This is a genomic window from Pseudomonas sp. GL-RE-26 (genome assembly GCF_019956275.1).
Lineage (GTDB): Bacteria > Pseudomonadota > Gammaproteobacteria > Pseudomonadales > Pseudomonadaceae > Aquipseudomonas > Aquipseudomonas grandcourensis.
The window spans coordinates 23948-49091 of sequence record NZ_JAHBDI010000004.1 but is presented as its reverse complement, the minus strand read 5'-3'; the positions used below and the strand labels follow the sequence as shown (position 1 = coordinate 49091).

The 25144-nt window shown below is 61.4% G+C and carries 25 protein-coding genes and 1 pseudogene; 16 read left to right on the top strand and 10 right to left on the bottom strand.

What is annotated here, in order from left to right:
* Positions 1-242 precede the first annotated feature (242 nt).
* The 3 genes from msrA to KGB07_RS02850 form a co-directional block, all read right to left on the bottom strand.
* Entirely contained in the window at positions 243-749 is a 507-nt protein-coding gene (gene msrA, locus KGB07_RS02860) for a peptide-methionine (S)-S-oxide reductase MsrA (protein WP_223464476.1), read from the bottom strand.
* Between the two features lie 349 nt (positions 750-1098).
* Complete coding sequence (locus KGB07_RS02855; protein ID WP_223464474.1) at positions 1099-1434, bottom strand: hypothetical protein; 336 nt, start codon at positions 1432-1434, stop codon at positions 1099-1101.
* 185 nt (positions 1435-1619) lie between these two features.
* Positions 1620-1892 carry a hypothetical protein gene (locus tag KGB07_RS02850; RefSeq protein ID WP_046044012.1) on the bottom strand — a complete coding sequence of 91 codons (273 nt, stop codon included), beginning with the start codon at positions 1890-1892 and terminating at the stop codon, positions 1620-1622.
* Positions 1893-2332: 440 nt separating this feature from the next.
* On the opposite strand from KGB07_RS02850, the gene KGB07_RS02845 reads away from it, so the two are divergent.
* The 3 genes from KGB07_RS02845 (at position 2333) to KGB07_RS02835 (ending at position 5155) form a co-directional block, all read left to right on the top strand.
* Entirely contained in the window at positions 2333-3691 is a 1359-nt protein-coding gene (locus KGB07_RS02845) for an MATE family efflux transporter (RefSeq protein WP_046044010.1), read from the top strand.
* A gap of 85 nt (positions 3692-3776) precedes the next feature.
* Entirely contained in the window at positions 3777-4448 is a 672-nt protein-coding gene (locus KGB07_RS02840; RefSeq protein ID WP_223464472.1) for a phosphoribosyltransferase, read from the top strand.
* 137 nt (positions 4449-4585) lie between these two features.
* Entirely contained in the window at positions 4586-5155 is a 570-nt protein-coding gene (locus tag KGB07_RS02835; RefSeq protein ID WP_046044008.1) for a YceI family protein, read from the top strand.
* A 121-nt stretch (positions 5156-5276) separates the two neighbouring features.
* Here KGB07_RS02835 and KGB07_RS02830 read toward each other — a convergent pair whose 3' ends face one another.
* Positions 5277-8669 carry an Ig-like domain-containing protein gene (locus KGB07_RS02830; RefSeq protein WP_223464471.1) on the bottom strand — a complete coding sequence of 1131 codons (3393 nt, stop codon included), beginning with the start codon at positions 8667-8669 and terminating at the stop codon, positions 5277-5279.
* Between the two features lie 266 nt (positions 8670-8935).
* Between KGB07_RS02830 and KGB07_RS02825 the strand changes: the two genes are divergently transcribed.
* Positions 8936-9658, top strand: a complete 723-nt coding sequence (locus KGB07_RS02825) for a GNAT family N-acetyltransferase (RefSeq protein WP_223464470.1) — start codon at positions 8936-8938, stop codon at positions 9656-9658.
* 240 nt (positions 9659-9898) lie between these two features.
* On the opposite strand, the gene KGB07_RS02820 is transcribed toward KGB07_RS02825, so the two are convergent.
* Positions 9899-11029: a P1 family peptidase gene (locus tag KGB07_RS02820; RefSeq protein ID WP_223464469.1), complete on the bottom strand. Its 1131-nt coding sequence runs from the start codon at positions 11027-11029 to the stop codon at positions 9899-9901.
* Positions 11030-11207: 178 nt separating this feature from the next.
* Positions 11208-12311 (bottom strand): extracellular solute-binding protein, encoded by a 1104-nt coding sequence (locus tag KGB07_RS02815; RefSeq protein WP_046043962.1) that lies wholly within the window; start codon positions 12309-12311, stop codon positions 11208-11210.
* 110 nt (positions 12312-12421) lie between these two features.
* Between KGB07_RS02815 and KGB07_RS02810 the strand changes: the two genes are divergently transcribed.
* The gene (locus KGB07_RS02810; protein WP_223464468.1) at positions 12422-13195 is read left to right on the top strand and encodes a helix-turn-helix transcriptional regulator; all 774 of its coding nucleotides are present in this window, start codon (positions 12422-12424) and stop codon (positions 13193-13195) included.
* Between the two features lie 84 nt (positions 13196-13279).
* On the opposite strand, the gene KGB07_RS02805 is transcribed toward KGB07_RS02810, so the two are convergent.
* The gene (locus KGB07_RS02805) at positions 13280-14221 is read right to left on the bottom strand and encodes a class I SAM-dependent methyltransferase (RefSeq protein WP_223464467.1); all 942 of its coding nucleotides are present in this window, start codon (positions 14219-14221) and stop codon (positions 13280-13282) included.
* A 279-nt stretch (positions 14222-14500) separates the two neighbouring features.
* On the opposite strand from KGB07_RS02805, the gene KGB07_RS02800 reads away from it, so the two are divergent.
* The 5 genes from KGB07_RS02800 (at position 14501) to KGB07_RS02780 (ending at position 17632) form a co-directional block, all read left to right on the top strand.
* Positions 14501-15118 carry a cytochrome b/b6 domain-containing protein gene (locus tag KGB07_RS02800; RefSeq protein ID WP_046043958.1) on the top strand — a complete coding sequence of 206 codons (618 nt, stop codon included), beginning with the start codon at positions 14501-14503 and terminating at the stop codon, positions 15116-15118.
* Complete coding sequence (locus tag KGB07_RS02795) at positions 15115-15900, top strand: molybdopterin-dependent oxidoreductase (RefSeq protein WP_046043956.1); 786 nt, start codon at positions 15115-15117, stop codon at positions 15898-15900. Before KGB07_RS02800 ends, KGB07_RS02795 begins: the two co-directional genes overlap by 4 nt.
* Before the next feature lie 53 nt (positions 15901-15953).
* Positions 15954-16238 (top strand): pentapeptide MXKDX repeat protein, encoded by a 285-nt coding sequence (locus tag KGB07_RS02790; RefSeq protein WP_223464466.1) that lies wholly within the window; start codon positions 15954-15956, stop codon positions 16236-16238.
* 263 nt (positions 16239-16501) lie between these two features.
* Positions 16502-16909, top strand: coding sequence for a response regulator (locus KGB07_RS02785; RefSeq protein WP_046043612.1), 408 nt, complete (start codon positions 16502-16504; stop codon positions 16907-16909).
* Positions 16910-16969: 60 nt separating this feature from the next.
* Positions 16970-17632, top strand: a complete 663-nt coding sequence (locus tag KGB07_RS02780) for an HAD-IA family hydrolase (protein ID WP_080925404.1) — start codon at positions 16970-16972, stop codon at positions 17630-17632.
* Between the two features lie 19 nt (positions 17633-17651).
* Here the strand turns inward: KGB07_RS02780 and KGB07_RS02775 are convergent, their stop codons facing one another.
* Positions 17652-18311, bottom strand: a complete 660-nt coding sequence (locus KGB07_RS02775; RefSeq protein WP_223464465.1) for a methyltransferase family protein — start codon at positions 18309-18311, stop codon at positions 17652-17654.
* Between the two features lie 72 nt (positions 18312-18383).
* Positions 18384-19328: a GlxA family transcriptional regulator gene (locus KGB07_RS02770; RefSeq protein ID WP_223464464.1), complete on the bottom strand. Its 945-nt coding sequence runs from the start codon at positions 19326-19328 to the stop codon at positions 18384-18386.
* A 124-nt stretch (positions 19329-19452) separates the two neighbouring features.
* Between KGB07_RS02770 and KGB07_RS02765 the strand changes: the two genes are divergently transcribed.
* Both KGB07_RS02765 and KGB07_RS02760 read left to right on the top strand, forming a co-directional pair.
* Entirely contained in the window at positions 19453-20244 is a 792-nt protein-coding gene (locus tag KGB07_RS02765) for an SDR family NAD(P)-dependent oxidoreductase (RefSeq protein WP_223464462.1), read from the top strand.
* Between the two features lie 104 nt (positions 20245-20348).
* Positions 20349-21281 carry a pyridoxal-phosphate dependent enzyme gene (locus KGB07_RS02760; protein WP_223464461.1) on the top strand — a complete coding sequence of 311 codons (933 nt, stop codon included), beginning with the start codon at positions 20349-20351 and terminating at the stop codon, positions 21279-21281.
* Between the two features lie 53 nt (positions 21282-21334).
* Here the strand turns inward: KGB07_RS02760 and KGB07_RS02755 are convergent, their stop codons facing one another.
* Entirely contained in the window at positions 21335-21655 is a 321-nt protein-coding gene (locus KGB07_RS02755; RefSeq protein WP_046043617.1) for a DUF2388 domain-containing protein, read from the bottom strand.
* Between the two features lie 118 nt (positions 21656-21773).
* Between KGB07_RS02755 and KGB07_RS02750 the strand changes: the two are divergent.
* The 4 genes and pseudogenes from KGB07_RS02750 (at position 21774) to KGB07_RS02735 (ending at position 25084) form a co-directional block, all read left to right on the top strand.
* Positions 21774-22883, top strand: a pseudogene (locus KGB07_RS02750) (NAD(P)/FAD-dependent oxidoreductase).
* 72 nt (positions 22884-22955) lie between these two features.
* A complete protein-coding gene (locus KGB07_RS02745; protein WP_223464460.1) occupies positions 22956-23552 on the top strand; it encodes a DinB family protein in 597 nt (198 codons plus the stop codon).
* Positions 23553-23846: 294 nt separating this feature from the next.
* The gene (locus KGB07_RS02740) at positions 23847-24644 is read left to right on the top strand and encodes an SDR family NAD(P)-dependent oxidoreductase (RefSeq protein ID WP_046043620.1); all 798 of its coding nucleotides are present in this window, start codon (positions 23847-23849) and stop codon (positions 24642-24644) included.
* 29 nt (positions 24645-24673) lie between these two features.
* On the top strand, positions 24674-25084 hold the full coding sequence (locus KGB07_RS02735) for an SRPBCC family protein (RefSeq protein WP_223464459.1): 411 nt from the start codon (positions 24674-24676) through the stop codon (positions 25082-25084).
* Positions 25085-25144: the final 60 nt, after the last annotated feature.

The following is a 25144-nucleotide window of genomic DNA, read 5'->3' as shown; positions in this document are numbered from 1 at the left end:
ATCGATAAGCACCTACGAGGCTCATTTCGATGAGTTCCGCAGGCCTGAAGGTGGTTTTTTATGCCTGGCACAATTTGAATGACGAAGTAGATCCCCGAGGAGCTGCCGATGGCTGCTCCTTGGGGGGGGCTTTGGAGGGCTTGTTTAATGTGGCTGCGTGTTCATTCAAGCTAAGCTCAAGCTGATTCGACAGACTGCTATCGATCAGAAGCGCTCACCTCTGCGTCTCACACACTCGACTTTCAGGCGCGCTTGGGGAGCTTCCAGTTCGGGCGAATGAAGTGGCATGTGTAGCCATTCGGTATACGTTCGAGGTAATCCTGGTGCTCTGGTTCCGCTTCCCAAAAAGGCCCCGCCGGTTCGATTTCGGTGACTACTCGGCCTGGCCACAGGTGTGAAGCATCGACATCGGCAGCGGTGTCCTCGGCAATGTCGCGTTGCTGTTCGTTGAGGTAGTAGATCGCCGAACGATAGCTGGGGCCCAGGTCATTACCCTGACGGTTGGGCGTGCAGGGGTCGTGTATCTGGAAGAAGAACTCAAGGATCTGCCGGTAGCTGATCACGGCAGGGTCGAAGACGATCTCGATGGCTTCGGCGTGGTTGCCATGGTTGCGATAGGTGGCATTCGGCACATCGCCGCCGGTATAACCGACCCGCGTGTGCAGCACACCGGGATAGCGCCGCAGAAGATCCTGCATGCCCCAGAAGCAGCCGCCGGCGAGAATGGCAGTTTCGGTTTGTCTGGTCATGGTCTGTCCTTCCTCACGGGAACGTTGTGTATAGCCACTGTTATGAGGGCGTGTTGGCCGATTCCAAGGTTTCGCGCAAACAGAACTGGAATGACCGCTCCTGGCCGATTGCTGCCTGATGCCAAGGGCAAAAAAAGCCCGCTCGATGGCGCAATACCGTTCATTTAAGAGATAGAGCGAGCAATAAGTAACCTGTGGCGAGGGAGCTTGCTCCCGCTGGACTGCGCAGCAGTCCCATTTTAGGGCCGCTTCGCGCCCCAGCGGGAGCCAGCTCCCTCGCCACAGATACAGTGTTCGTCCTTAAGTGAACAGCATTACGCTCAATGGCGGGCTTCGTATTCGGCTTTTCCTATGGCAGGTGGCCCAAATTCTTGCGGAATTCGACCTCCAGCTTTCGACAAACGTCTGCGATAACGTTTTTCCCGACTGCCGGGCCGGAGTAGCTGTTTACTTCCTCGTGGCATCGTTCGGCGGCCTCACGGGCCTGCGTTCTTTCCTTGTCTTCCGATGTGTTGCTGACATAAAAGCCGAAAGCCAGGTACAAGGTGATGGCGATAATGATTCCGACGACGATCTTGCTGTTCAGGCCCATTCTCTTTTCTGACGGTAGTGGCCACCCAGGTGGGATTCGTTTTTTTTGCCTGAGGTCAGATTGGCAGTGTTTGCATAAGATGGCTTCAGCCATGATGACTTCCGCGCAATAGGGGCAACTCTTTTTTCCAGCCTCCACAGATGAAACTCCTTTTTCAAAACAGGATTCTATCATTGGGTCTGAGGGTCGTTTGGCACTTGGGGAATGTGTTGTGAGTGACTAAACCGGCTGCATGCAACGCAAACAAAGCGGGCGCCTGATTAGGCACCCGTTTTTGTTTATTTCGCTGCTTGTGCTCGCAAGCGTCGGCCGATCACATCCATCAAATCGCAGCCATCGCGCAACGGAATGACCAGCAACTTGGAAAAGTCCTCCAGCACTACCGTGTCGCAACCGAGTTCGGAGCGATAGGCGATGTTTTCCAGCACCTGCGTGACTGTCCGGATACGGTAGTCGGCCATGGCTTGCAAGACGTCGAGTGGGGCTTGGGTGTCGATGAGCAGGGAAGCCGGTTTCAGGTCGATTCCGGTAAGAGGCATGTATCTTTCCATAGATGAAACTCCGATCAGTGCAAAGGTTGACTGTCCCTCACTCGTCGCCAAACGAATGGGTGACAGCTGTACGCAGGTTGGCGAACCGGGATCGGAAAACCGGCAGACCCGAAGGTCTCCCACGCACAGCTGCCATAAAGACAGCTTTGCGAAGGTGCAACAGCATCTGCAAAAAAGCACAGTGCTTTTGCATCCGATCGAACAGGTCGCCAAACCTGGTCGCCATTTGGGCGACGGGGCGGACTATAAGCTTCATCAAGGTCATGGGCAAGGTGAGGAATTCCGAGGCTGACGTAAGATCCGTGATGATGAAACTTCAGACCTTTCACCTCAGGCCGCTGGAAATATAAACACAGACCTGAGATGTTCACGGCCCCTTGGATTCAGCCACCCACGCTATCCTTGCTCATCGCTCACGCCGTCGAGATGGACCTTCCCGAATGCAAACACCGAATCCCCAACGCCCCCTCTGGAAAACCTACCTGTTTTTCCTCGCTCCGATGGTCCTGTCGAATTTCCTGCAATCCATGTCCGGCACGGTCAACAGCATCTACATCGGCCAGATGCTCGGCACCCAGGCGCTGGCGGCGGTGTCGGGGATGTTCCCCATTGTGTTTTTCTTCATCGCCCTGGTGATCGGCCTTGGTGCAGGCGCGGGGGTGTTGATCGGGCAGGCTTGGGGGGCGCGGGAGACGCATCTGGTGAAGGCGATTGCCGGAGCGACGTTATTGTTGGGGGTGTTGATCGGGTTGGTGGCGGCGGTGGTGGGGAGTGTGTTTGCGCGGTCGGCGTTGATGGGGTTGGGGACGCCTGCGGATGTGCTGGACGATGCGGTGGCGTATGCCCATGTGATGTTGTGGATCATGCCGTCGCTGTTGGTGTTTGTGTTGTTCACGCAGTTGCTGCGCGGAGTCAGCGATACCTTGTCGCCGTTGTTGGCGCTGGTGGTGTCGACCTGTGTCGGGCTGGCGCTGACGCCGGCGTTGATTCGCGGGTGGTTGGGTTTTGCGCCGATGGGGATTCAGAGTGCGGCGATAGCCGGGCTGGTGGGCAACCTGGTGGCGATGGGGTTGCTGGCGTGGCGGTTGATTGGCAAGGGCCATCCGCTGGCGCCGGACCGTGAGTTCTTTGCGGCGATGAAGCTGGACATGGCGATCCTCGGCAAGGTGCTGCGCATCGGTTTGCCCACCGGGTTGCAGATGGTGGTGTTGTCGTTGTCGGAGCTGGTGATTCTGGCGCTGGTGAACCAGCACGGTTCCCAGGCGACGGCGGCGTATGGCGCGGTGACGCAGATCGTCAATTACGTGCAGTTCCCGGCGTTGTCGATTGCGATTACTGCGTCGATCCTTGGGGCGCAGGCGATCGGGGCGGGGCGCATCGAGCGTATCGGGCCGATCCTGAGGACCGGGCTGATGATCAACGTGTGTTTGACCGGTGGCCTGGTGGTGCTCGGGTACTTGTTGTCGAGCTGGTTGCTGGCGTCGTTCCTCACTGAAGAGGCGACGCTTAACATGGCCCAGCACTTGTTGCACATCATGCTCTGGAGCCTGTTGGTGTTTGGCTTCCAGGCGATCATCGGCGGCATCATGCGCGCCAGCGGCACGGTGATGGTGCCGGTGGCGATTTCCATAGTGTGCGTGGTGGGGATTCAGTTGCCGGCGGCGTATCTGCTGGATGCGAAGTTCGGGCTGCAAGGGGTGTGGATGGCGTTTCCGGTGGCGTATCTGGGGATGCTGGTGTTGCAGACGCTGTATTACAAGCTGGTGTGGCAGCATCAGAAGATTGAGCGGTTGGTGTAGGCCATTGCGCTTGATGTCGGCCTGCATGAGGTCGACAATTTGGGGGCTGTGAGCCGACAGGCGCCATCGCCTGGGGAGGTTTCAAATGAGCCCCTTGTCCCATTCCATCCTGCAAGACCGGCCGGCAGCCGGGCGGCGTTTGATCGAGCCGTTGCTGCCTTACGCCAATCGCCCCGATGTCATCGTTCTGGCCTTGCCCCGTGGCGGTGTGCCGGTGGCTTATGAGGTGGCCACGGCGCTGAAGGTTCGCCTGGACCTGATTCTGGTGCGCAAGCTCGGCGTGCCGTCCCACCCGGAGTACGCCATGGGCGCGATTGCCAGCGGTGGTATCCAGATTCGTAATGAAGAGGCGCTGCGGGTGCATCCGATTGCCAAGGCAGCATTCGACGCCGTGGTCGAACAGGAAAGCCGCGAGCTGCTGCGCCGCGAGAAGGTCTACCGCGGCACGCGGCCGGCGGCGCAGCTCAAGGATCAGGTGGTGATCCTGATCGACGACGGCCTTGCCACCGGCGCATCGATGAGGGCGGCGATTCAGGCGCTACGGGTGCAGGCGCCATCGCGCATCGTGGTGGCGGTGCCGGTGGCGCCGATTGAAACGGTGGAGGCGCTGCGCAGTGAGGTGGATGAGTTGATCTGCCCGCTGATGCCCGAGTGGTTCACCTCGATTGGCCATTGGTACATGGACTTTTCCCAGACCTCGGATGCCGAGGTGATCGAGCTGTTGCAGCGGGCGTGGCAACGCGGGGAGTGCGGGTAGCGCTGGCGGCCAGCGGCAGGTGGTCGCAAATCAACGCGCGAGGTGGAATTAACGCCGGTTGTTTGCTTAAGTCCATCTGGTGCCACCCGACTTGAGCGGCACGCCAACTCAAGACGGGAGCCCTCCCGGAGAGTGCCATGAACCTTCGATCCGCGCGTTGCGTCGCTCTGGCTGGCACGTTGGTGTTCGGCCTGGTGCCGTTCGCGCAAGCCGTGGAATACAAGGAAGTGAACGCCAGGGCCAGCACCTTGAGTTTCACCTATGAGCAGATGGGGTCGAGAGCCTACGGCACTTTTGGCAAGTTCAAGGCCAGGCTCGACTTCGACACCGATAACCCTGGTGCCGCCCATGCCGCGCTGACCATCGACCTGATCAGCATCGACGCCGGCAGCAGCGATGCCAATACCGAGCTGCAAAAACCGGCCTGGTTCGACACCGCGACTTATCCGGTGGCGACCTTCGAATCGACGTCCATCAAGGCCTTGGGCAATAACCGCTACACCATCACCGGCAAGCTTTCCCTGCGCGGGCTTACTCGGGAGGTGAGTGTGCCGGTGCTGCTCAAATCGGAGAGCGCCATCGGCATCTTCGATGGCGAGCTGGTGCTCAAGCGTGACGACTTCAAGATCGGCGAGGGCGAGTGGGCGGACAGTGTGGTGTCCAACGAGATCAATATCCGCTTCCGGATGGTGGCGCCGCAGCGGTGACTGCCAGGCACTTTGCCGATAGAACCGACAGTCAACTAACCCAACCTCGGTCCCGCCGCACGCCGCACAAAAGAAAAACGCCCGATCCACATTGCATGGACCGAGCGTCGATCAATCCGCTCTAGTTCGCTTTTATCGGCACTGTCACGGTTTTGCCGAAGGCTGATTTGATGGTCGCCGTCGGGCTAGGCGACGGGCCACTGCCGACGGTCGTCACCGCTATATTCCAGCGTGCGCCTGTAGCCGTAGTCGTCAGGGTGGCGGTGCCAAGGTTCACCGTACCGGTGGTGGTCGTGGCAGTCGCCGTTATGGTATTGCCCGTGCCACGGGAGGTGGTGCCGGACAGGACCCAATACCAGCGGCTGTTGCTGCGGGCGGTGACGGTAGCGCTGGTGACGATCAGGCTTTCGACGGCCGCTGTCGAGACCGCTACGGACACCGTCGCCGGTTCCGACTCCGCGTCCTTGGCATCGCTGGCCTTATAGGTAAAGGTCGCGGTGAACGGCGCGGGGACCGTGGCCGGTGGTGTGTAGGTCACGCGCACACCATCGGTGCTGACCGTGCCCTTGCCGGAGTCCGGTTGCTCCAGCCCCACCACTTTAAGTGGCACGTTACCGTCAGGGTCGGTGTCGTTGGCCAGGACGTTGATGATCACCGGTTGGCCAGTATTGCTGATGGCGCTGTCGGGGTTGGCGATCGGTTTTTGGTTATCGCCGTCGTTATTGTTACGGGTATCGCCAGTGCGGAAGGTTGGCAGCGCGGCGGAGTTGACGTAGTTGACGCCGTCCCAGCCGGGCAGGGGCGTTGGCATCAACTGGAACTGACCAGGGTTCTCGACATCCCAGCGCAGCAGCATGGACGTGTCCTCATGCTGGGTGTTGTGGCAGTGCTCCATGTAGGTCCCGGCGAACTCGCGGAAGCGGATCGCCATTTCCACATCCACTGAGCTGTCGATGCCCGCGCCGATGCGATAGACGTCCTTGCGTGCCCATTTTTCCCATTCCGGTGGGGCCTTGCCGTCGCGGTGGAGGATGATCCCCTCTTCGAAGTGCACGTGCACCGGGTGGTTCCAGCCGTTGCCGCCGTTCTTGATTTTCCATACTTCCAGGGTGCCGTCGCCGGAGAACCCGGCAGGGGTCGGGCCATTGGCCAGTTGTGGAGCGGCACTGATGACTCGAGGGTCCATCTGGAAGCCTAAACCGCCGTCGGTCTTGATCGTCCAGGGTGCTTCGTCGGTGCCGTCGGAGCGGCCAAAGATGAACTCGCGATGGCGCGCCAGTTTCAGTCTGGCCTGCACTGTCGGGTCGTCACGGTCGAGGGTCAGCGGAAGCATGGTTTTACCCATCGCCTTGCCCGGCTTGGCGGGTTCGTAGTCGGCGGGGTTCATGCTCACGTCCTGGCCGGCGTAAGGCTGGACCACCATCTGCAGGAACTTGCCCACCACCGGGTCGCCAGCGTCCCATTGCAGCCCGTTGCTACCGAGCTTGAGCACCGCCTTGTACTTGCCGGACAGAACATCGGCCAGGCTCAGCGGTGCAGACTCCGGCCCCTTGCCGGTCTGGTGCTCCATCAGGTTGACGAAGTACAGCTTGTCGCCGGTGCTGATCCCGTTTTTCGCGAAGTTGACGATGATGTCGTAACGCTCGGCGATGCCCATGGTGGGCAGGATGGCGTTGTGGTTCTGGAGGTCGCCGTCGGCATCCAGGTCCATGCTGCCGTCGAACGGCACGGCGTGTTCCATGAGGTTGCCGTCGTTGGCGATCAAGTGGAACGGCACGCGGGTATAGGACAGGCCGGAACCTGCCGGGCCAGGGTATTCACCACCGGTGCCGACGACTTCACGCACCAGTGCGATCCTGAAGTAGCGCGACACCGAGCCATTGAGAATGCGGAAGCGATAGCTGCGTGCCCGCACGTTCAGGCGCGGCTGGTACTGCCAGTTGACCAGCAGCTGATCGCCGAGAAAGCCATCGGTGTTGAACGGGTTGAACCACAACTGGCCATTGGCGTCCCAGGCCTTGTCGGCCAGCATCAGGTTGACGTCATAGTCGCGGTTGCCCCAGGGCAACGCCGAACCGCTGGGCAGGCGCAGGTTGACGCCGTCTTCCAGCGCTTCGTTGCCACGATCCAGGGCGCTGTAGTAGTTCATCATCACCGCGTTGCCCTTGTAGACGTTCTGCGCGGTGAAATCGAGCATGTGGTCGTGGAACCAGTGGGTGCTCATGGTTTCGCGCCAGTCGCCACGGATCTTGATGCTGCCGTTGTTGCACGTCTTGAGACCCGGCGTGGCATCGTTGACGAACAGGGTTTCGCCCGGGGCGCAAGGGAACGCTGCACGCGGATCCTGAGCGCTGGTGTTGATGGTGTCGTAACCGGCCAACTGGATCGGCCAGCGATAGTCGTAGTACTGCCCCGGAAAGAAAAACGCATTGGAAAAGCCGTCGCTTTCGGCCGGGGAGTGGCCGTTGTGTTCGTGGGTGCTGAGGGTGTGCAGGCCAAAACCCATGTTGGCCGACGGATCGATCGGCAGGGCGTTGTAGTGGCGCATCAGCACGGGTTGGCCGTACCGCACCATCAGCAGTTTTGGCGGAAAGGTGCCGTCGAAGGTCCACAGCGCCTTGTGGTTCTGGATTGGAAAGTTGGGATGGAAACGGGTGTCGATGCCTTTGGTGGTGCCCGCAATGACTGGAGCGTCCGAGGTCTGGTTGTAGAGACCGCCTGGTCCGAACTCACCGACGGCGTAGTTGTGCATTTGCCGGCGGTCGCGCATGCCGCCGTTGAGCTTGGCACCCGCTTGAGTGGTCTTGAAGGCGACCTGCGGGTAGAACTCGTTCCAGCGCTGGTGCGACCAGCCTTTTCCTGGTGGACGCCCCTCGGCCGGCGAGCCGACCGGATGGCGGTTGAGGAAGGCTTCGATCTGCGCTTTCCACGGGTTGCGGTCCAGCACGTTGGAATACTGCGACGGAAACGGGTACAGCCCCGGCTGGCGCATGAAGGCTTCCAGCGCCGCGGCCGAAGGACCACTGCGGGCGATGTTGTTCGGGTCCTGCGTGGGCGCCGGGCCGACGATCGGAACCGGGAAGGTCAGGGGGGGCGGCGGCAGTGTCGGGTCGAGTTTCTCCGTGCCGAATTCTTCGAACAGCAGCAATTGCTGAGTGTACGGCTGGGCCCCGAACAACGGGCTGGGCTTGCCATTGGTAGGGATTTTGAAGGATGTCTGCAGGCTGGGCGGCAGCACGTTGTCGGTCGTTGGCGTGGTGCGGGTGCCAAACACGCCATTGGGCAAAGCGACGGAGCCCTGGTTGGCGGGCGGCATGGCCTTTACGGCATCCAGCGCGGCCTTGAAGTCGGTCGGCGGGTTGCTATACGCCGAAGGATCTGTTGGCGGCGGCGGGCTGACATCGTCAAGCGGTGCAGCGTTGACGGTGCCGAGGCTGACGTTGATCAGCATCACAGCGGCGATGCCCGGTTTGCTGAAAAAACCGTGCGATTTGAGGTCTGGCATTTTTTTCATGTTGTTCCCCTCGGGGCGCGCCGGCGTGGCTGACGTTCGTCATTCGCTCGGTGCAAGAGGTGCGCCAATCGAGGAGGGGGCGAAAACTTGTTTGATATCAATAGGCTGGCTAATTGGACTTTAGTCGTAGTGGCACAGTGGGTGGGAATCCTCAGAGTTGGGGGCCTTCACCCACCCATTCCCCCCCACTCACACCACGGACCGCTGTGATAATTGCCAGGCGCGCTATGATAGGCGGCCCTTGCCTCCCGGAGCCTGTCACCGCAATGCCCCTGATCAGCCACTTCAAGAACCCGTGCCCCGAGCACATCAATAGCCAGATCCTGCAGATGGTGGTCGACAACCTGACCGACATCAGCATGGTCGCGATCCCGCCCAGCAACCTGCTGTACAACCTCTATCAATACGCGATCGGCTATGAGGTGCACCTGTATCTGGAGGCGCTGAACGGTGAAAAAGGCATTGCCGTGGAGTTGATTGTCGCCACGGACGAAGACGACCCGCAAAAGGTGACTGGCTTTGTGCTGTACCTGCCGGTGCAGGACGACCCCGAGGCGTGCGGCGTGGCGTACATGGCGGTGCAGGCCGAGTATCGGCGCCAGGGCGTGGCCCGGCGGATGCTGCGGGAAGTGGTCGGCCGCTATCCCCATGCCGAACTGACCTGCGCGGTGGCCAAGGTGCCGTATTTCGAGGCGATGGGCTTTCAGGTGCTGGGTGTGCGCGCGACCCAGGTGTTGATGAACACCCGTGACCACGCCACCGATGGCTTGATGGCGCTGCTGGATGTGGCGTCGATCTACAGCTCGCTGGAAGTGCGGCAGATTCATACCTACCTGCTGCAAAAGCATGGCAAGCGGGCCATGACCGACGCGGAAAAACAGCGCGACCGGCATCTGGACCAGTTGACGCGCAAGGCTCAGGAGTTTGTGCGGGGGCGGTTGGGTGACGATGCGGTGCCAGCCGCCGGCCCTCGGTTGCGCCTGGTCTGATCGCACTCTCCTAAACATCACAACTCCCACATTGGAGATGTATTGATAGGTAGATGGTTTTCGGAGGTAAAAAAAAGAGCCTCAAAGCTCTTGATGGGGAGGAAGTGGAGCCGTGAGGCTCAAGATGCGCGTGAAACAAGCGGTGAGCTTGGTAGTGGTTCAGTTCACTCACCACCTACGCGGCGGCTTGCACAAACAAGCGGCTGCGTAAGTTCATCCTAAAAAGACCTAGTGTTTTACTCAAGTACCGCTAGTCGTATCCCCCGGCCAGCCGGCGCGGCGCAACGCCTTGAGCAGGGTTTCGGCATCCAGCCCCTGCACCCCATGCCCGTTGCCTTCGGCCGTTTCGGCGGCAAGCAGGGCATTGATGATGGCTTCTTCCACGGCTTCGGTGGCGGCCAGGAACAGCTCGCTGATGTGGTCGTTGTTGACCATGCTCAGGTTGTCGGTGGTCGGCGCTTTCTTGCTCTCGTAGGCAGCCGGTGGCACGTGATCGTTACCGGTGGCGAAGGCGATGAAGATGTCGCCGCTGTGGTCTTCATTGCCGCCGCCGGTGCGGGCCAGGCCGAGGCTGGCGCGCTGGGCCAGGCGGGTGCACTGGTGTGGCAGTAGCGGCGCATCGGTGGCCAGGCAGACCACGATCGAACCCATGCCAGGATGGGGTAACGAGGCCTTGAGGAACGGCGAATCGACCTGTTCCATGTAGCGCCCGACCGGGTAGCCATCGACGCGCAATTCATTGCGAATGCCGTGGTTGGCCTGGACGATCGCCCCCACCGTCCAGCCACCCTGGACACTGCTCAAACGGCGCGACGCAGTGCCGATGCCGCCCTTGAATTCGTGGCAGATCATGCCGCTGCCACCGCCGATATTGCCTTCGGCCACCGGACCACCCGTCGCCGAACGCACGGCCTGGGCCACGTGTTCAGGCTTCACGTGAAAGCCGTTGATGTCGTTGAGCAAGCCGTCGAAGGTTTCCAGCACCACCGGCATGTTCCAGTAGAGGCGCCCGTCATCCGGCTGCTGCTCGCGGTCGAGCACGATCAGCGCGTCGCGCACCACGCCCAGGCTGTGGGTGTTGGTGAAGGCGATGGGGCTGGTCAGCAAGCCGGCCTCGCGAATCCACTCCAGCCCCGTGGCATCGCCGTTGCCGTTGAGCACATGCACGCCGGCAAAGCAGGGTTGCTGGCTGGTGGAACCGGCGCGCGGTTCGATGACGGTGACGCCGGTGAGGATGTCGCGGCCATTGGCGGTGCGGCCTCGCACATCGCTGTGGCCGACCCGTACGCCGGGGACGTCGGTGATGGCATTGAGCGGGCCGGGTTGCAGTTGGCCAATCGGGATGTTCAGGTCACGGGCGCGTGGTTTCATGGGTTTTCTCATCGTTAATTCATTCCAGAAAATTTGCAGGCCAACTCGATCTTGTGGCGAGGGAGCTTGCTCCCGCTGGGCTGCGCAGCAGCCCCAAGATCTCGGTTAACACGTCGATTTTGTGAGTGCTGCGCACTCAAGCGGGAGCAAGCTCCCTCGCCACAGAACAGAGCTGGATTCATTGACCGTTCTTGACCTTGCTCCAGATTCGCGTGCGCACGCGTTCGGTGGCAGGCGGCAAAGGCTGGAGGGTGAACAAGGTCGCCATGGCTTCAGCCGGCGGATAGACGGCCGGGTTGTTGCGGGTCGCTTCGGCCACCAGCGTGGTCGCGCTGCGGTTGCCGTTGGGGTAGTTGAGGTGGTCGCTGACCGGGGCGATGACTTCGGCGCGCATCAGGTAGTCGATGAAGGCCATGCCTTGTTCCGGGTGTGGGGCATCCTTGAGCAGCACCAGCGTGTCGAACCACACCGGCGCGCCTTCCTTGGGCAAGCTGTAGGCGATCTTCACGCCGTTGCCGGCCTGCTCGGCGGTGCTCTTGGCTTCAAGCATCGCGCCGGACCAGCCCACCGCCACGCAGATGTTGCCGTTGGACAGGTCGCTGATGAACTTCGACGAGTTGAAGTAGGCGATGTGCGGGCGCAGTTTGAGCAGCAGCGCTTCGGCCTTCTTGTAGTCCTCGGGGTTGGTGCTGTTGGGTGGCAGGCCGAGGTAGTGCAGGGCAACCGGCAGCATCTCTGACGGCGAGTCGAGCATGGCCACGCCGCATTGGCCGAGTTTGGCCAGGTTCTCTTCTTTGAACACCAGGTCCCAGGAATCCACCGGCGCCTTGTCACCCAGCGCTGCGCGGACTTTGTCGATGTTGTAGCCGATGCCGTTGGTGCCCCACAGGTAGGGCACGGCGTACTGGTTGCCGGGATCGTTGTTGGCGAGTTTCGCCAGCAGATCAGTGTCCATGTTCTTGAAGTCAGGCATCTGCGCACGGGGCAAGGGGGCGAGGGCGCCGGCCTTGATCAGCGTGGGCAGACTGAAGTTGCTGGCCACCACCACGTCGTAGCCGCTGCGGCTGGTAAGCAACTTGCCTTCCAGCACTTCGGCGCTGTCGAAGGTGTCGTAGACCGGCGCAATCCCGGTGTCACGCTTGAAGTCCTGCAAGGTGGTGGGGCCGATGTAGTCGTACCAGTTGTACACGTGCACCGTCGGGGCTTCGACCGCAAAAGCCGACAGCGAAACCGCCAGACAGGCGCCAAACCCCAGATTGAAATACAAGCGGTGACGACTCATGATGCGGCACTCCTGGCCTGTTGCGGCCGGTGGTAATCAGGAGTTTGCAGCGTATCGACCGGGGTGGCCTTCACCCATTCCCATCATGGGTTACTCAAAAGGGGTAGTGCGTGGACGCGTTGTTGAAAGAGTTGCCGGTGCACCAGGGGCTGGCGCGGGTCTTCACGGCGGTGGGGCAGGACGGTTTCTGGCGTGCGCTGGTCGATACCTTGCGCTTGCTGGTGCCGCTGGACAACGCGCTGGTGGCGCTGATGCGCCCGGGCCATGTGCCGCGCCTGCTGATTGACTTCGATGCCAAGGGCAACAGTGATGAACAGGAAGAACTTGCGGACTACCGCGCCGGCATGTACCTGCTCGATCCGTTCTACCAGGCCGCCTGCGCGGGCATTGCCGATGGTTTGCACAGCCTCGAATCGGTGGCCCCCGACCAGTTCCAGCACAGCGAGTACTACTTGAGTTACTTCAGCACCGTGGTCGGTGGGGATGAGTTGCAGTTCATGGTCAACGTCGATGGCGCCGTGCTCGGCCTGTCCCTGGGGCGTGCGACTCGCTTCAGCCTCGAGGAGCAGGGCCGCCTGCTGTGCGTGCGTGACTGGGTGCTGGCGGCGATGCGCCGACACCTGGATTTGCTGCCACCGGAAGGGCCGGTCGCCGAGGCTGTGGCGAGTGACCTGGCAACCTTGCTCGATCGCTTCGACGCACGCCTGACCCTGCGGGAAATCGAAACCGCGCGCCTGATTCTCCAGGGCTTCTCCAGCAAGGCCATCGCCCAGCAAATGGGCATCTCCCCGGAGACGGTGAAAGTGCATCGGCGCAATCTCTATCACAAGCTCAACGTCAACGGGCATGGCGAGTTGTTTGCGCTGGTGTTGCGGCCGCGTTGAGATCCAAGTCAAAAAATCGCAAGCTTCGCCAGCTCCTACAGGCGTATGCACAGGTCCGTAGGAGCTGGCGCAGGCTGCGATCTTTCAGCTCTGCAGCTTGAACACCAACGCCTTCAACCCACATTCCACATCCGCATCCGGGAACTCCGGCGGATTTTCCAGCCGCTGTTCGAACCGCAGGCTTGGCGCCTCGCGGGTCACACCATCGATCAAGAAGTCGGCACCAAAGGCTGGATCGTTCATGCACGCCAGCACGGTACCTTGAGGGCTGAGCAATTCCGGTAACCGGCGCAGCACGCGCTGGTAGTCCTTGGTCAGCAGGAAGCTGCCTTTCTGGAACGAAGGCGGGTCGATGATCACCAGGTCGTACGGGCCCTTGCCGATCACCTTGCCCCAGGATTTGAACAGGTCGTGGCCGAGGAAACCGACCTTGCTCATGTCGTGGCCGTTGAGCCGGTGGTTGTCGCGACCACGGTTCAAGGCAGGGCTCGACATGTCGAGGTTGACCACGTGGCTCGCACCGCCTTCGATGGCCGCCACCGAGAAGCCGCAGGTGTAGGCGAACAGGTTCAGCACCCGTTTGCCCTCTGCATTGGCCCGCACCCAATCGCGGCCGTAGCGCATGTCGAGGAATAGCCCGGTGTTCTGCTTGCGGCCCAGGTCCACCCGGTACTTCAACCCGCCTTCGGTGATGGTCATTTCCTCGATGACGTCCCCGAGCAGCCACTCTGTGGTGCTTTGCAGCAGGTAGCGGTGTTGCAGCAACAGGGTATGGGCGCCGGACTGGGCCCATTGCTCAGACTGGGTGATCGCCATCAGCACCTGCTTCAGGTCTTCCAGTTGCGCCGCTTCCGGCTCCTTGAACAGCGCCACCAGCACTACGCCTTGCAACCAGTCCACGGTCACTTGCTCCAGCCCCGGCCAGCAACGGCCACGGCCGTGGAACAGGCGGCGGGTTTCGGCGGGGGCGACCGCCAGGGCGGTCAGCAGGTGGTCGTGAAGGGTGGAGAGGGCATCTGCGTTCATTGGTCTGGGTCGGCAATTTGCGGGGGGCGGCATTTAACCATAATTGCACAACCGGCGGACCACCACAGAACCCTGTAGGAGCGAGCCTGCTCGCGATAGCGGTCTGTCATTCAACATTGATGTCGACTGATGGCCCGTCATCGCGAGCAGGCTCACTCCTACAGGGTTTTGGTCGGCAGTGAATGAGCAGTTATCACGTTTAATTTAACTTTACGTGAGGATTTGGCGATCTTCCGGCTCCCATAATCGGCTCCAACGAACAACAACCGGGAGCCGGACATGTCGCAGAACACTGCTTCACCCAAGTCCAGTCATCCACGCTGGCTACGCCTGACCCATTGGCTCAACGCCCTGGCGGTGCTGGTGATGGTCACCAGCGGCTGGCGCATCTACAACGCCTCGCCGATCTACGATTTCAGGTTTCCCAAGTCGATCACCCTCGGCGGCTGGCTGGGTGGCGCGCTGCAATGGCATTTCGCGGCGATGTGGTTCCTGGCGATCAACGGCCTGATCTACCTGGCCTTCAACCTGTTCAGCGGACGCCTGAAGCGGCGTTTCTTCCCGGTGTCGCCCAAAGGCGTGCTGCATGACCTGTGGGACGCACTACGCGGAAAGCTCGGACACGCCGACCTCAGTCATTACAACCAGGTGCAACGGGTGGCGTACCTGTTCGTGATGGTCGACATCACGCTGCTGGTGCTCTCCGGGCTGGTGTTGTGGAAGTCGGTGCAGTTCCCGCTGCTGCGTGAGTTGCTGTTCGGCTACGAGGGCGCACGCCGCGTGCACTTCTTCGCCATGGCGCTGCTGGTGGCCTTCGTGGCGGTGCATCTGGTGATGGTCGCACTGGTTCCGAAAACGCTGTTGGCCATGATCGTCGGCCGCAAGGAGCAGGTATGAAAAAGCGCATTCAGGTACCCGGGCTGGACGAGGCGTCGATCCTGACCGACGCCCGCAAGATCCTCGCCCCGCAGATCGAAGACCGCTCGCGCCGCTCGTTCCTGCTGCGTGGCCTGACCCTCGGCGGCGTGGCGATGTTGTCCGGTTGCAACATCACCGACAACGAAAGCGTCGACACCGCACTGTCGTCCATGTCGCGCTTCAACGACCGGGTGCAGGGCTGGCTGTTCAACCCCAATGCGATGGCGCCGACCTATCCCGAATCGATGATCACCCGGCCGTTTCCCTTCAATGCCTTCTACGGCATCGACGAGGCACCGACGGTGGAGGAGGAGGGCTATCGCCTGGAAGTCACCGGGCTGGTCGCCGACAAACGCAGCTGGCGTCTTGAAGAGCTGCGCGCCATGGCCCAGACCGAGCAGATCACCCGGCACATTTGCGTAGAAGGCTGGAGCGCGATCGGGCGTTGGGGCGGCGTGCGCTTCAGCGATTTCCTCAAGCGCATCGGCGCCGACACCGATGCCAAGTACGTCGGGTTCAAATGCGCCGACGACTACTACACCAGCATCGACATGGCCACCGCGCTGCATGCGCAGACCCTGCTGACGCTGACGTATGACGGCGCGGTGCTGCCGCGCGAATACGGCTTCCCGATGAAGCTGCGCATGCCCACCAAGCTTGGCTACAAGAACCCCAAACACATTCAGGCGATGTTCGTCACCAACACCTATCCGGGCGGCTACTGGGAAGACCAGGGCTACAACTGGTTCGGTGGCAGCTGATGAACGGCCGAGACATTCACCGTCCGCAAACCCATGCTCCAAGGAGATTCATCATGAAAAAGTTGACCACCGTTGTTCTGTCCATGTGCCTGGCCGTTGGTGCTGCCAGTGTTTTTGCCGCCGACACTATGAGCAACGACAGCATGAGCAAGGATTCGATGTCCAAAGATGCCATGTCCAAGGATGCGATGAAGAAAGACGCGATGAAGAAGACCGATTCGATGTCCAAGGACGCCATGTCCAAGGATGCAATGTCCAAGGACTCCATGAGCAAGGACGGCATGAAAAAAGACGCCATGTCCAAGGATGCGATGAAGAAAAGCGAAATGTCGCAGTAAGTCCAACCGCCGCAATCCCCTGTGGGAGCGAGCCTGTGTGGCGAGGGGGCAAGCCCCCTCGCCACACAGGCTCGCTCCCACAGGTTTTTTCCGCAGGGCTTCAGGGATAACGTGCCGCCAGATGCGCAAGATTGATCAGGACGCTTGAGACCGGTCGCCTGACTGCATCAAAAATGAATTTCCGCCGAGTCCGCTGCTCATACCTTTTAGGTGGCGGATCAGAACCCGCGAAATCATTGAGGCAATCAGGGAGCGGCACGGTCATGAGTCGAGTACCGACGGCGGGTGGAGATCTCCCTGGCGGGTTGATTCTGGTGGTTGAGGACGACCCGATGATCCTGGAGTTTCTCTGTGAGATTCTTCAGGAGGAAGGTTTTGTCGTCGAGCCGCAAATCAGTGCGGACGCGGCAGCGATCTATCTGGAACAGCATGCGCCGCAGGTGCACATGCTGCTGACAGATATCACCATGCCCGGCATGCTCAACGGCGCGGACCTGGCCAACCAGTTCGGCGATCGCTGGCCGGACAAGCCGATCATGATCATGTCCGGTTTCGAAACCCCTGAAAGCGCAGGCGTGCGGCACGCGGTCTCCTTCATCAAGAAACCCTGGATGATTGGCGGGCTGCTCGATTGCGTGGGCCAGACGTTCAAGTCCAAACGACTCAACTGAACTGCGCGCAGATGCTACATTGCCGGGCAAATCCGTCCGGTACCCGCGAGGTTCTTTTCCTTGTCCGATCACTCTGTATTCAACTCGACCTACCGTGCCTTTCTGTTCGACATGGACGGCACCGTCCTGACGTCCATTGCTGCCGCCGAGCGGGTCTGGACCACCTGGGCCGTGCGCCATGGCGTCGATGTCGAGACCTTCCTGCCGACCATTCACGGTGCCCGCGCCATCGACACCATCAGGCGTCTGGGCTTGCCCGGGGTGGATGCCGAGGCCGAAGCCGCGTGGATTACCGAAGCGGAAATCGTCGATGTCGATGGGGTATTGGAAGTGGCTGGCGCGTCGAAATTCTTGCGGTCTTTGCCAGCCCGTCAGTGGGCCATCGTCACTTCCGCCCCGCGGGAACTGGCATTGCGGCGGATGGCGGCAGCGGGGATTCCCGAACCTGCCATCATGATCACCGCAGAGGATGTGACTGCCGGCAAACCGGACCCCGCGGGTTACCGCCTCGCGGCCCGGCGCCTGGGTGTCGAGCCTGGGCAGTGCCTGGTTTTTGAAGACGCCACGGTGGGGATTCTGGCGGCCGAGGCGGCGGGGGCGGACTTGATGATTGTCACGGCGACTCATGAGCAGCCTGTTGAGACGCCGCATGCGACGTTGGCAAGTTATGAATCGGTGCAAGTTCTGGTGGATGCCGAAGGTCTGCGCCTGCACGCCGTCTAATGTTGGATCAGTGTTTCTGTCAGTAAAGTCCTGGGATCAGCCGCCAGCTGCGGGCGCAATAGGCCTCGTATTCGCTGCCGAACTGCGCCCTCAGCAAGGCTTCTTCCGAGTGAATGCGCGCGATCAGCGGGATCAGCGTCAGCGCTACCAATATCAGCCCGACACCAGAACGAAAAGCCAGTGCCCAACCCATGCCGATGACCATCATCCCCAGATAACTGGGGTTGCGCAGGTTGCGGTAGATCCCATCAGTGACCAGTCGATGCCCCGGCTGAATGGCCACCAGCCCACTGAAGCGCTTGCCCAGCACAAACACCGGCCACAACCGCAGCGCGCCGCCGACGATGAACAACAGCGCGCCGAACCAGCGCACGCCCTCACCGCCAAAAGTCCAGAAATCGATGCGGTCGGTATAGGCCGGCAGAAACCCGCTCAGCAACCCGATCACGCCGAAGGCCGGGATGACCCAGCGGTTGGCCCGGTCTTCGCGTTCCCCCGAACTCAGGTTGACCTCGGTGAACAGAGAAACGACAGCCATGATCAGGGTGGCCAGGGCAACGACGACCAGTGAACCGTGGCTGAAATAGGCTGCGAAACCACCCAGCCCCCAGATCGCCAGGGCCAGGTAGGCGAGGGTGCTGACGACGGCGAAAAACGCCAGTTTGGCCGAGATTTTCATGGTGCCTCCAAAAGTAACCTCCGTCAGGTTCAGTGTAGATACCGAGGGTTCCCAAGTCGGGCGAGGGCGCGATCAAGCTACCTCTGCTCTTGCATTGCGCCGAATCACCTGCGGCGGTTGCCCGAACACCCGCAGGAAGGTTTCGCGCATGCGTCGGCGGTCAGTGAACCCGGTTTCCAGGGCGATCTGGTCGAGGGTCAGGCGCCCGCGTTCGAGCATCTGTCGCGCCGCTTCCAGGCGCAGATTTTCGATGGCCTTGGCCGGCGATTGCCCGGTTTCGGCGCGAAACGCCCGGCTGAATTGCCGGGGGCTGAGGTTGGCCACCTGTGCCAGTTGCTCCACCGAAAGGGGCTGGGCCAGGTGTTCCCGGGCGTAGCCGAGCACGGTTTGAATACGATCGGATTTCGGCTCCAGCTCCAGCAACGCCGAGTGCTGCGACTGGCCGCCGGCGCGGCGGTGGTACATCACCAGTTTCTGCGCCACGGCCCGTGCCAACTCGGCGCCGTGGTCCTTTTCCACCATGGCCAGGGCGAGGTCGATACCCGCCGTCATGCCGGCGGAAGTCCAGATCGAGCCATCGATCACATAGATGCGATCGGCCTCGACCTTGATCGCCGGAAACCGCGCCTGCAGTTCCCGGGCGTAGGCCCAGTGGGTGGTGGCCCGCCGTCCGTCGAGCAAGCCGGCCTGGGCCATGACGAACGCCCCGGAACAGATCGACGCCGTACGGCGAGCAGTGTTGATGCTGGCCCGCAGGTAATCCAGTACGACCTCGGGGGCCTGTTCGACGATGGAATCGCCACCGACCACGATCACCGTGTCGAACACGCGAGCGTCGAATGCCTCGGTGCCGACGCTCAAACCGCCGGAGGCCCGCAGGTTGTGACCGTTTTCGGACAGCACGCGCACGTCATACAGCGCCTCGGCGGCACTGAAATTGGCGTACTCGAATACCGGCATGGCGGCCAGCGCCATGGACTGGAAACCCTCGAAAACCACGAACGCCACGTTGATCATCGGCCTGTCCTCAAACGGTTATGTCCGAAAAACGTACTTTAAACGTCATTTGAGACATTCGTAAGTCCCTTTATAACGGTCAGCACCCGGCGAATCTCTCGCCTCACCGTAGAGGAATTGCACCATGGCGCTTTCATCCAAAGGCACTGCACTGATCACCGGCGCTTCTTCGGGCATCGGCGCGGTGTATGCCGACCGCCTGGCCCGACAGGGTTACGACCTGATTCTGGTGGCCCGCAGCCAGGGCAAGCTCAATGCCCTGGCCAACCGTTTGAGCGACGAAACCGGGCGCACCGTGGAGGTGGTGGCCGCCGACCTGACGATCAAGGCGGATTCGCTGCGGGTCGAACAGATCCTGCATAACGACGCCAGCATCACCCTGTTGGTCAACAACGCCGGGGTCGGTGCCGTCATGCCGCTGCTCGCCAGTCCCGTGGATGACATGGCAGCGATGATCAACCTCAACGTGACGGCGTTGATGCGCCTGGCCTATGCCGCCGTACCGGGCTTCGTCGCCCGGGGTACCGGCACCGTGATCAACATCGCCTCCATCGTCGCCATCGCTCCGCAAATCCTCAACGGCGTGTACGGTGGGACCAAGGCGTTCGTCTTGAGCCTGAGCCAGTCGATGCAGCATGAACTGGCAGACAAAGGCCTACGCATCCAGGCGGTGTTGCCGGGGGCGACCGCCACCGATTTCTGGAGCGAGGCCGGCAACCCGGTGGAAAACCTGCCGAAGGAAATCGTGATGTCCGCCGAAGACATGGTCGATGCCGCACTCGTTGGCCTGGCGGCTGGCGAAGTGGTGACCATTCCAGGGCTGCACGATGGCAGTCAGTGGGACCGTTACGAAGCCCAGCGCAAGACGTTGTCCGGGTTGTTTGGCAATTGCGTGGCGGCGCCGCGTTATCGCTGAGACGGTCGCCCCGAGGCCGGGTGAACTAAACTTGCATGAGAGGACCGTTCACCGCTGGCTCGTTGACCTGTTCGGCGAGCCGGTGGCGTGTAACAGGAACCGACATGCTTCACATCCGAACGCCTTTGATCCTGCACCCTGGCCTCTCGACCCCGACCCGCCGAATCTGGCTGAAACTGGAAAACCTGCAACCCAGCGGCTCGTTCAAGTTGCGCGGCATGGGTTTGCTGTGCAGCCGGGCGGCGCAGCAGGGCAAGCGCAAGGTGGTCTGCCCCTCTGCCGGGAACGCGGGACTGGCCACGGCCATGGCCGCTGCGTGCCTGGGGCTCAAGGCATGCATCGTGGTGCCGCACACCACCCCGCAAAGTACCCGGGCGCGGATCAGCAATACCGGAGCCGAGGTGATCGTGCACGGCAAGGTCTGGGACGAAGCCAATCAATGGGCACGGGAACTCGCCCAGGACCCACGCAGTGAATTTGTGCCGGCCTTCGACCACCCGCTGTTGTGGGAAGGGCACAGCACCATGGTCGATGAAATCCTTGACGACTGCCCGCCAGTGGATGTGCTGGTGGCATCGGTGGGCGGCGGTGGCTTGCTGGCGGGGCTACTCACCGGGCTGATCCGTCATCGGCGCACCGATTGCCGCATCGTAGCCTGCGAAACCGAAGGCGCGGCGTCGTTCGCCGCGGCGGTGGCGGCCGGGCACCCGGTCAAGTTGGCGAAAATCGACACCGTCGCCACGTCCCTGGGCGCCGCGCAAGTGGCCGCCTGGCCGGTCAAGCACATCGGCGATTTCCCCCATGAGTGCGTGGTGCTCAGTGATGATGAGGCGATCATGGGCGTAGTGCGTTACGCCAATGACTTGCGTCAGCTGGTCGAGCCAGCATGCGGTGTTTCATTGGCGGTTGCCTACCTGGACCACCCGGCGATTGCCGACGCCCATGACGTGGTGATCGTGGTGTGCGGCGGGGTGAGCATCAACGCGCAACTTGTGGCCGGATGGTCACGTTTGTCCACCGGCACGCACGCCAGATAGGGCTGGAAACGCTATCCCGGTGTCACAAGCCCCACTGCTGGCGATTACGATCTTCAGTGATCGGCGGCAACGCCTTCCTGGACGAGAATGGCGCGGGCCAGGTCTTCGTCGCTTGCGTTGTTGAGGGCGGGATTGTCCTGACGGATCTTTTTCAACACCGCCTCCAGATAAGCACCACGAATCGCACCGCCACTGGCGACGAAGCTGGATGCGTCATCCCGGGCGGGAATCATGAGTTTGTGGTCTTTGAACGTTGAGTACAGCGAGGCGGAAACCCCGGCTGAGGTGGCGACATCTTCGGCATCCACTTTGGCAAAGGCCGAGCCGAAGGGCAAACAAAGTACCAAGGAAGAAATGATAAATATGCGGCGCATGACGGTGTCCTCCGACAGCATGAAGCATAAGGGAAGTACCACATAGTTTAGGATGCGTGGCGGTCACCGAGAGTTCCCTGGCATTAGCGAGGAGCGGGGTGAGAGGGAGGCAAGGTCGTTGAACGTCGATATTCAAAGCGTGGTGATCGGGGCTGGCGTGGTCGGGCTGGCGGTGGCCAGGGCCCTGGCCATGAGCGGGCGGGAAGTGCTGGTGGTCGAGGCCGGCGGGGGCATCGGCACGGGCATCAGTTCGCGTAACTCGGAAGTGATTCACGCCGGCATCTATTACCCGGACGGCAGCCTCAAGGCGCGGTTGTGCGTGGACGGCAAGCAGCGTCTCTACGCTTACTGCGATGAGCACGGTGTCGACTACCGGCGTGTGGGCAAGCTGATCGTGGCCACCGATGAGCAGCAGTGCTCGGCTTTGCAGCGCCTGTTGCAGCAGGGGCGTGTCAATGGTGTCGATGACCTGCAATGGCTGGATGGCCCGCAGGCCCGGGAGCTAGAACCGGCGTTGTCCTGCGTCGCGGCGCTGTGGTCGCCGTCTACCGGCATTGTCGACTCCCACGGGTTGATGCTGGCGCTTCAGGGTGATGCCCAAAGGTTTGGCGCGACGCTGGCCTTGCACACGCCGCTGCTATCGGCCCGTTGCATCGAGCAGGGTTTCGAGCTGCACATGGGCGGCAGTCAACCCATGACATTGTGCTGCCGCGAATTGATCAATTGCGCTGGGTTGTCCGCTCCCGAGGTGGCGAGCAGCATCGTCGGACTGCCGGGGCAATTCATTCCCCGGGCGTATCTGTGCAAGGGCAGTTACTTCAGTCTCAGCGGCCGGGCGCCGTTTCGCCACTTGGTGTATCCAGCCCCGGAGAGCGCGGGGCTGGGTGTGCACATGACGCTGGACCTGGGCGGGCAGGCGCGCTTCGGGCCGGATGTCGAATGGGTCGAGCACATCGATTACCGCGTCTAGCCCCACCGGGCCGAGGGGTTCTATCAGGCGATCCGCCGTTATTGGCCGGGTTTGCCGGACAACAGCCTGCAACCGGCCTACAGTGGCATTCGTCCGAAAATCAGCGGGCCGACTGAACCGGCTGCCGACTTTCTCATCAGCGGTCGCGCCGAACATGGGGGGGCGGGGCTGGTCAATCTGTTCGGCATCGAGTCACCGGGATTGACCAGTTGCCTGGCCCTCGCCGAACTCGTGGTGCAACGCCTGGACGACCGATGATCAGGGCTGGCGCTGCTGTGCGGCCATCGGGTCTATGCTAGGGGGTGCGCTTACCGCCATCGGAGAACTCTGATGATCACCGTACGCACTGCCTGCCTGCTGGCCGATTACAAACGCTGGGCCAATCAGCGCCTCTTTGACAGCCTCGCGGCGCTCCCTCCGGGCGAAGTCAAAAAAGAACGGGTGTCGGTGTTCAAAAACATGATCGGCACCCTCAATCACGTCTATGTGGTCGATTGCATCTGGCAAGCGCACCTTGAAGGCCGGGGGCATGGCTTCAAGACCTCACACGACCTGCTGCACGCCGACCTGTCCGAACTGCGCATGGCGCAAAAAGCCATCGATCGCTGGTACTGCGACTGGAGTGCCCGGCAAACCGACGCCTCCCTGGACAAGCCCCTGGAATTCTCCTTTGTCTCAGGCGAAAGCGGCACCATGAGCGCCGGTGCGATGCTGATGCACGTGGTCAACCACGCCAGCTATCACCGTGGCTGGGTGGTGCAGATGTACTTCGAGATTCCGGCCATGCCACCGGTGACCGACATGCCGGTATATTTGCGCGAGTCCGAGCCGGTGTTCCTGCAGTCGATCAATGCCCCGATAGTGGCGCCGCCCTGTGCGGTGCAGTTTTCCAGTGCGACGAGTGTTTTGCCGAATCGATATCGTTGAACTCCGGTTCAGGCTATCGACGGGGCCAACAGCACTGTATCGAAAGGTGGAACGCCTGATCGCACCCTGTATCTCGAGAGCTGACAGGTAGGCCACACTTGGATACATCTGGCGAGGGCGCAAGTTCCTCTCCGCAGTAAGGTCTGCAGCTTTCATGAAGTAACACTGGCATCCGCTGAACAATCCCTTCAAAACGAGTGAGCAGCCCCTTGGCCCGGGCTGCCGCTACACTCTTCCCGATCCTTTTGCGCGGCGTCCGAGCGCACTCCGTTATCCCCTCATTGGAGCTTGAGCATGAAAATCGATTTGAGCGGAAAACTCGCAATTGTCAGCGGCAGCACCGCCGGCATCGGCTTGGGCATCAGCAAGGCACTGGCCGAGGCAGGCGCCACGGTGGTGGTGATCGGCCGCGACACGGCCAAGGTCGAGCAGGCAATGGCGAGCATTCGTCAAAGCGTGCCCGGTGCGCAGTTGCGCGGCGTGACCGCAGACCTTGGCACCGTTGAGGGCGCCGAAAAACTGTTCGCCGCCGAACCACGGGCAGACATCCTGGTGAACAACCTGGGGATCTTCAACACGGTGGATTTCTTCGACGCCCCGGACAGTGAGTGGACACGCTTCTACGAGGTCAACGTGATCTCCGGCGTGCGCCTGTCCCGGCATTACACGCCGGACATGGTCAAGCAGGGTTGGGGGCGGGTGATCTTCCTGTCTTCGGAGTCCGGCGTGGCGACCCCGGCGGACATGATCAACTATGGCGTGACCAAAAGCGCCAACCTGGCCGTGTCCCATGGCCTGGCCAAACGCCTGGCCGGCACCGGCGTGACGGTCAATGCGATCCTGCCCGGCCCGACCTTTACCGATGGCCTGGAAGACATGCTCAAGGACGCCACGGCCGAATCCGGACGCAGCGCCCGGGACGAAGCCGATGCGTTCGTGCGCAAGGCCCGGCCAACGTCGATCATCCAGCGCGTGGCGGATGTCGAGGAAGTCGCCAATCTGGTGGCCTACATCGCTTCGCCGTTATCCTCGGCCACTACCGGAGCTGCCTTGCGGGTCGACGGCGGTGTCGTCGACAGCCTGGCCATCTGAACCCAAAAAATTTTGAGAGAGCACCCGATATGGCAACTGCATCAGCAACGATCGAAGTCCCGGCCTCGGCCGATCAGGTCTGGCAATTGATTGGCGGATTCAACTCGCTGCCGGACTGGATTCCGTTCATTCCCAAAAGTGAACTGAGCGAAGGCGGGCGGGTACGCCGGCTGGAAACCAGCGATGGCACGGTGGTGGTCGAGCGTTTGCAAGTGTTCGACAACGCGGCGAAAACCTACAGTTACTCGTTTGTGCATTCGCCATTTCCGGTGACTGATTATTTGGCGACGATCAAGGTTGAAGCGCTTGGCGAGCGTGCGCGGGTGACCTGGTCGGGCCGGTTTGAACCGGTTGGCGTGAGTGATGGGGAAGTGGAAGCGTTGTTTGCGGGTGTGTATCAGGGGGGAATTGAAGCGCTGCGGGCCAAATACCCGGCCTGACCGTCAAAACACAAATCCCCTGTAGGAGCGAGCTTGCTCGCGAGGCGGCGTGTCAGCCAA

Excerpts from the sequence above, each read along its gene's own strand:
- msrA (WP_223464476.1), bottom strand. The coding sequence starts at position 749 with ATGACCAGACAAACCGAAACTGCCATTCTCGCCGGCGGCTGCTTCTGG.
- KGB07_RS02855 (WP_223464474.1), bottom strand. The coding sequence starts at position 1,434 with ATGGCTGAAGCCATCTTATGCAAACACTGCCAATCTGACCTCAGGCAA.
- KGB07_RS02850 (WP_046044012.1), bottom strand. The coding sequence starts at position 1,892 with ATGGAAAGATACATGCCTCTTACCGGAATCGACCTGAAACCGGCTTCC.
- KGB07_RS02845 (WP_046044010.1), top strand. The coding sequence starts at position 2,333 with ATGCAAACACCGAATCCCCAACGCCCCCTCTGGAAAACCTACCTGTTT.
- KGB07_RS02840 (WP_223464472.1), top strand. The coding sequence starts at position 3,777 with ATGAGCCCCTTGTCCCATTCCATCCTGCAAGACCGGCCGGCAGCCGGG.
- KGB07_RS02835 (WP_046044008.1), top strand. The coding sequence starts at position 4,586 with ATGAACCTTCGATCCGCGCGTTGCGTCGCTCTGGCTGGCACGTTGGTG.
- KGB07_RS02830 (WP_223464471.1), bottom strand. The coding sequence starts at position 8,669 with ATGAAAAAAATGCCAGACCTCAAATCGCACGGTTTTTTCAGCAAACCG.
- KGB07_RS02825 (WP_223464470.1), top strand. The coding sequence starts at position 8,936 with ATGCCCCTGATCAGCCACTTCAAGAACCCGTGCCCCGAGCACATCAAT.
- KGB07_RS02820 (WP_223464469.1), bottom strand. The coding sequence starts at position 11,029 with ATGAAACCACGCGCCCGTGACCTGAACATCCCGATTGGCCAACTGCAA.
- KGB07_RS02815 (WP_046043962.1), bottom strand. The coding sequence starts at position 12,311 with ATGAGTCGTCACCGCTTGTATTTCAATCTGGGGTTTGGCGCCTGTCTG.
- KGB07_RS02805 (WP_223464467.1), bottom strand. The coding sequence starts at position 14,221 with ATGAACGCAGATGCCCTCTCCACCCTTCACGACCACCTGCTGACCGCC.
- KGB07_RS02800 (WP_046043958.1), top strand. The coding sequence starts at position 14,501 with ATGTCGCAGAACACTGCTTCACCCAAGTCCAGTCATCCACGCTGGCTA.
- KGB07_RS02795 (WP_046043956.1), top strand. The coding sequence starts at position 15,115 with ATGAAAAAGCGCATTCAGGTACCCGGGCTGGACGAGGCGTCGATCCTG.
- KGB07_RS02790 (WP_223464466.1), top strand. The coding sequence starts at position 15,954 with ATGAAAAAGTTGACCACCGTTGTTCTGTCCATGTGCCTGGCCGTTGGT.
- KGB07_RS02785 (WP_046043612.1), top strand. The coding sequence starts at position 16,502 with ATGAGTCGAGTACCGACGGCGGGTGGAGATCTCCCTGGCGGGTTGATT.
- KGB07_RS02775 (WP_223464465.1), bottom strand. The coding sequence starts at position 18,311 with ATGAAAATCTCGGCCAAACTGGCGTTTTTCGCCGTCGTCAGCACCCTC.
- KGB07_RS02770 (WP_223464464.1), bottom strand. The coding sequence starts at position 19,328 with ATGATCAACGTGGCGTTCGTGGTTTTCGAGGGTTTCCAGTCCATGGCG.
- KGB07_RS02765 (WP_223464462.1), top strand. The coding sequence starts at position 19,453 with ATGGCGCTTTCATCCAAAGGCACTGCACTGATCACCGGCGCTTCTTCG.
- KGB07_RS02760 (WP_223464461.1), top strand. The coding sequence starts at position 20,349 with ATGCTTCACATCCGAACGCCTTTGATCCTGCACCCTGGCCTCTCGACC.
- KGB07_RS02755 (WP_046043617.1), bottom strand. The coding sequence starts at position 21,655 with ATGCGCCGCATATTTATCATTTCTTCCTTGGTACTTTGTTTGCCCTTC.
- KGB07_RS02745 (WP_223464460.1), top strand. The coding sequence starts at position 22,956 with ATGATCACCGTACGCACTGCCTGCCTGCTGGCCGATTACAAACGCTGG.
- KGB07_RS02740 (WP_046043620.1), top strand. The coding sequence starts at position 23,847 with ATGAAAATCGATTTGAGCGGAAAACTCGCAATTGTCAGCGGCAGCACC.
- KGB07_RS02735 (WP_223464459.1), top strand. The coding sequence starts at position 24,674 with ATGGCAACTGCATCAGCAACGATCGAAGTCCCGGCCTCGGCCGATCAG.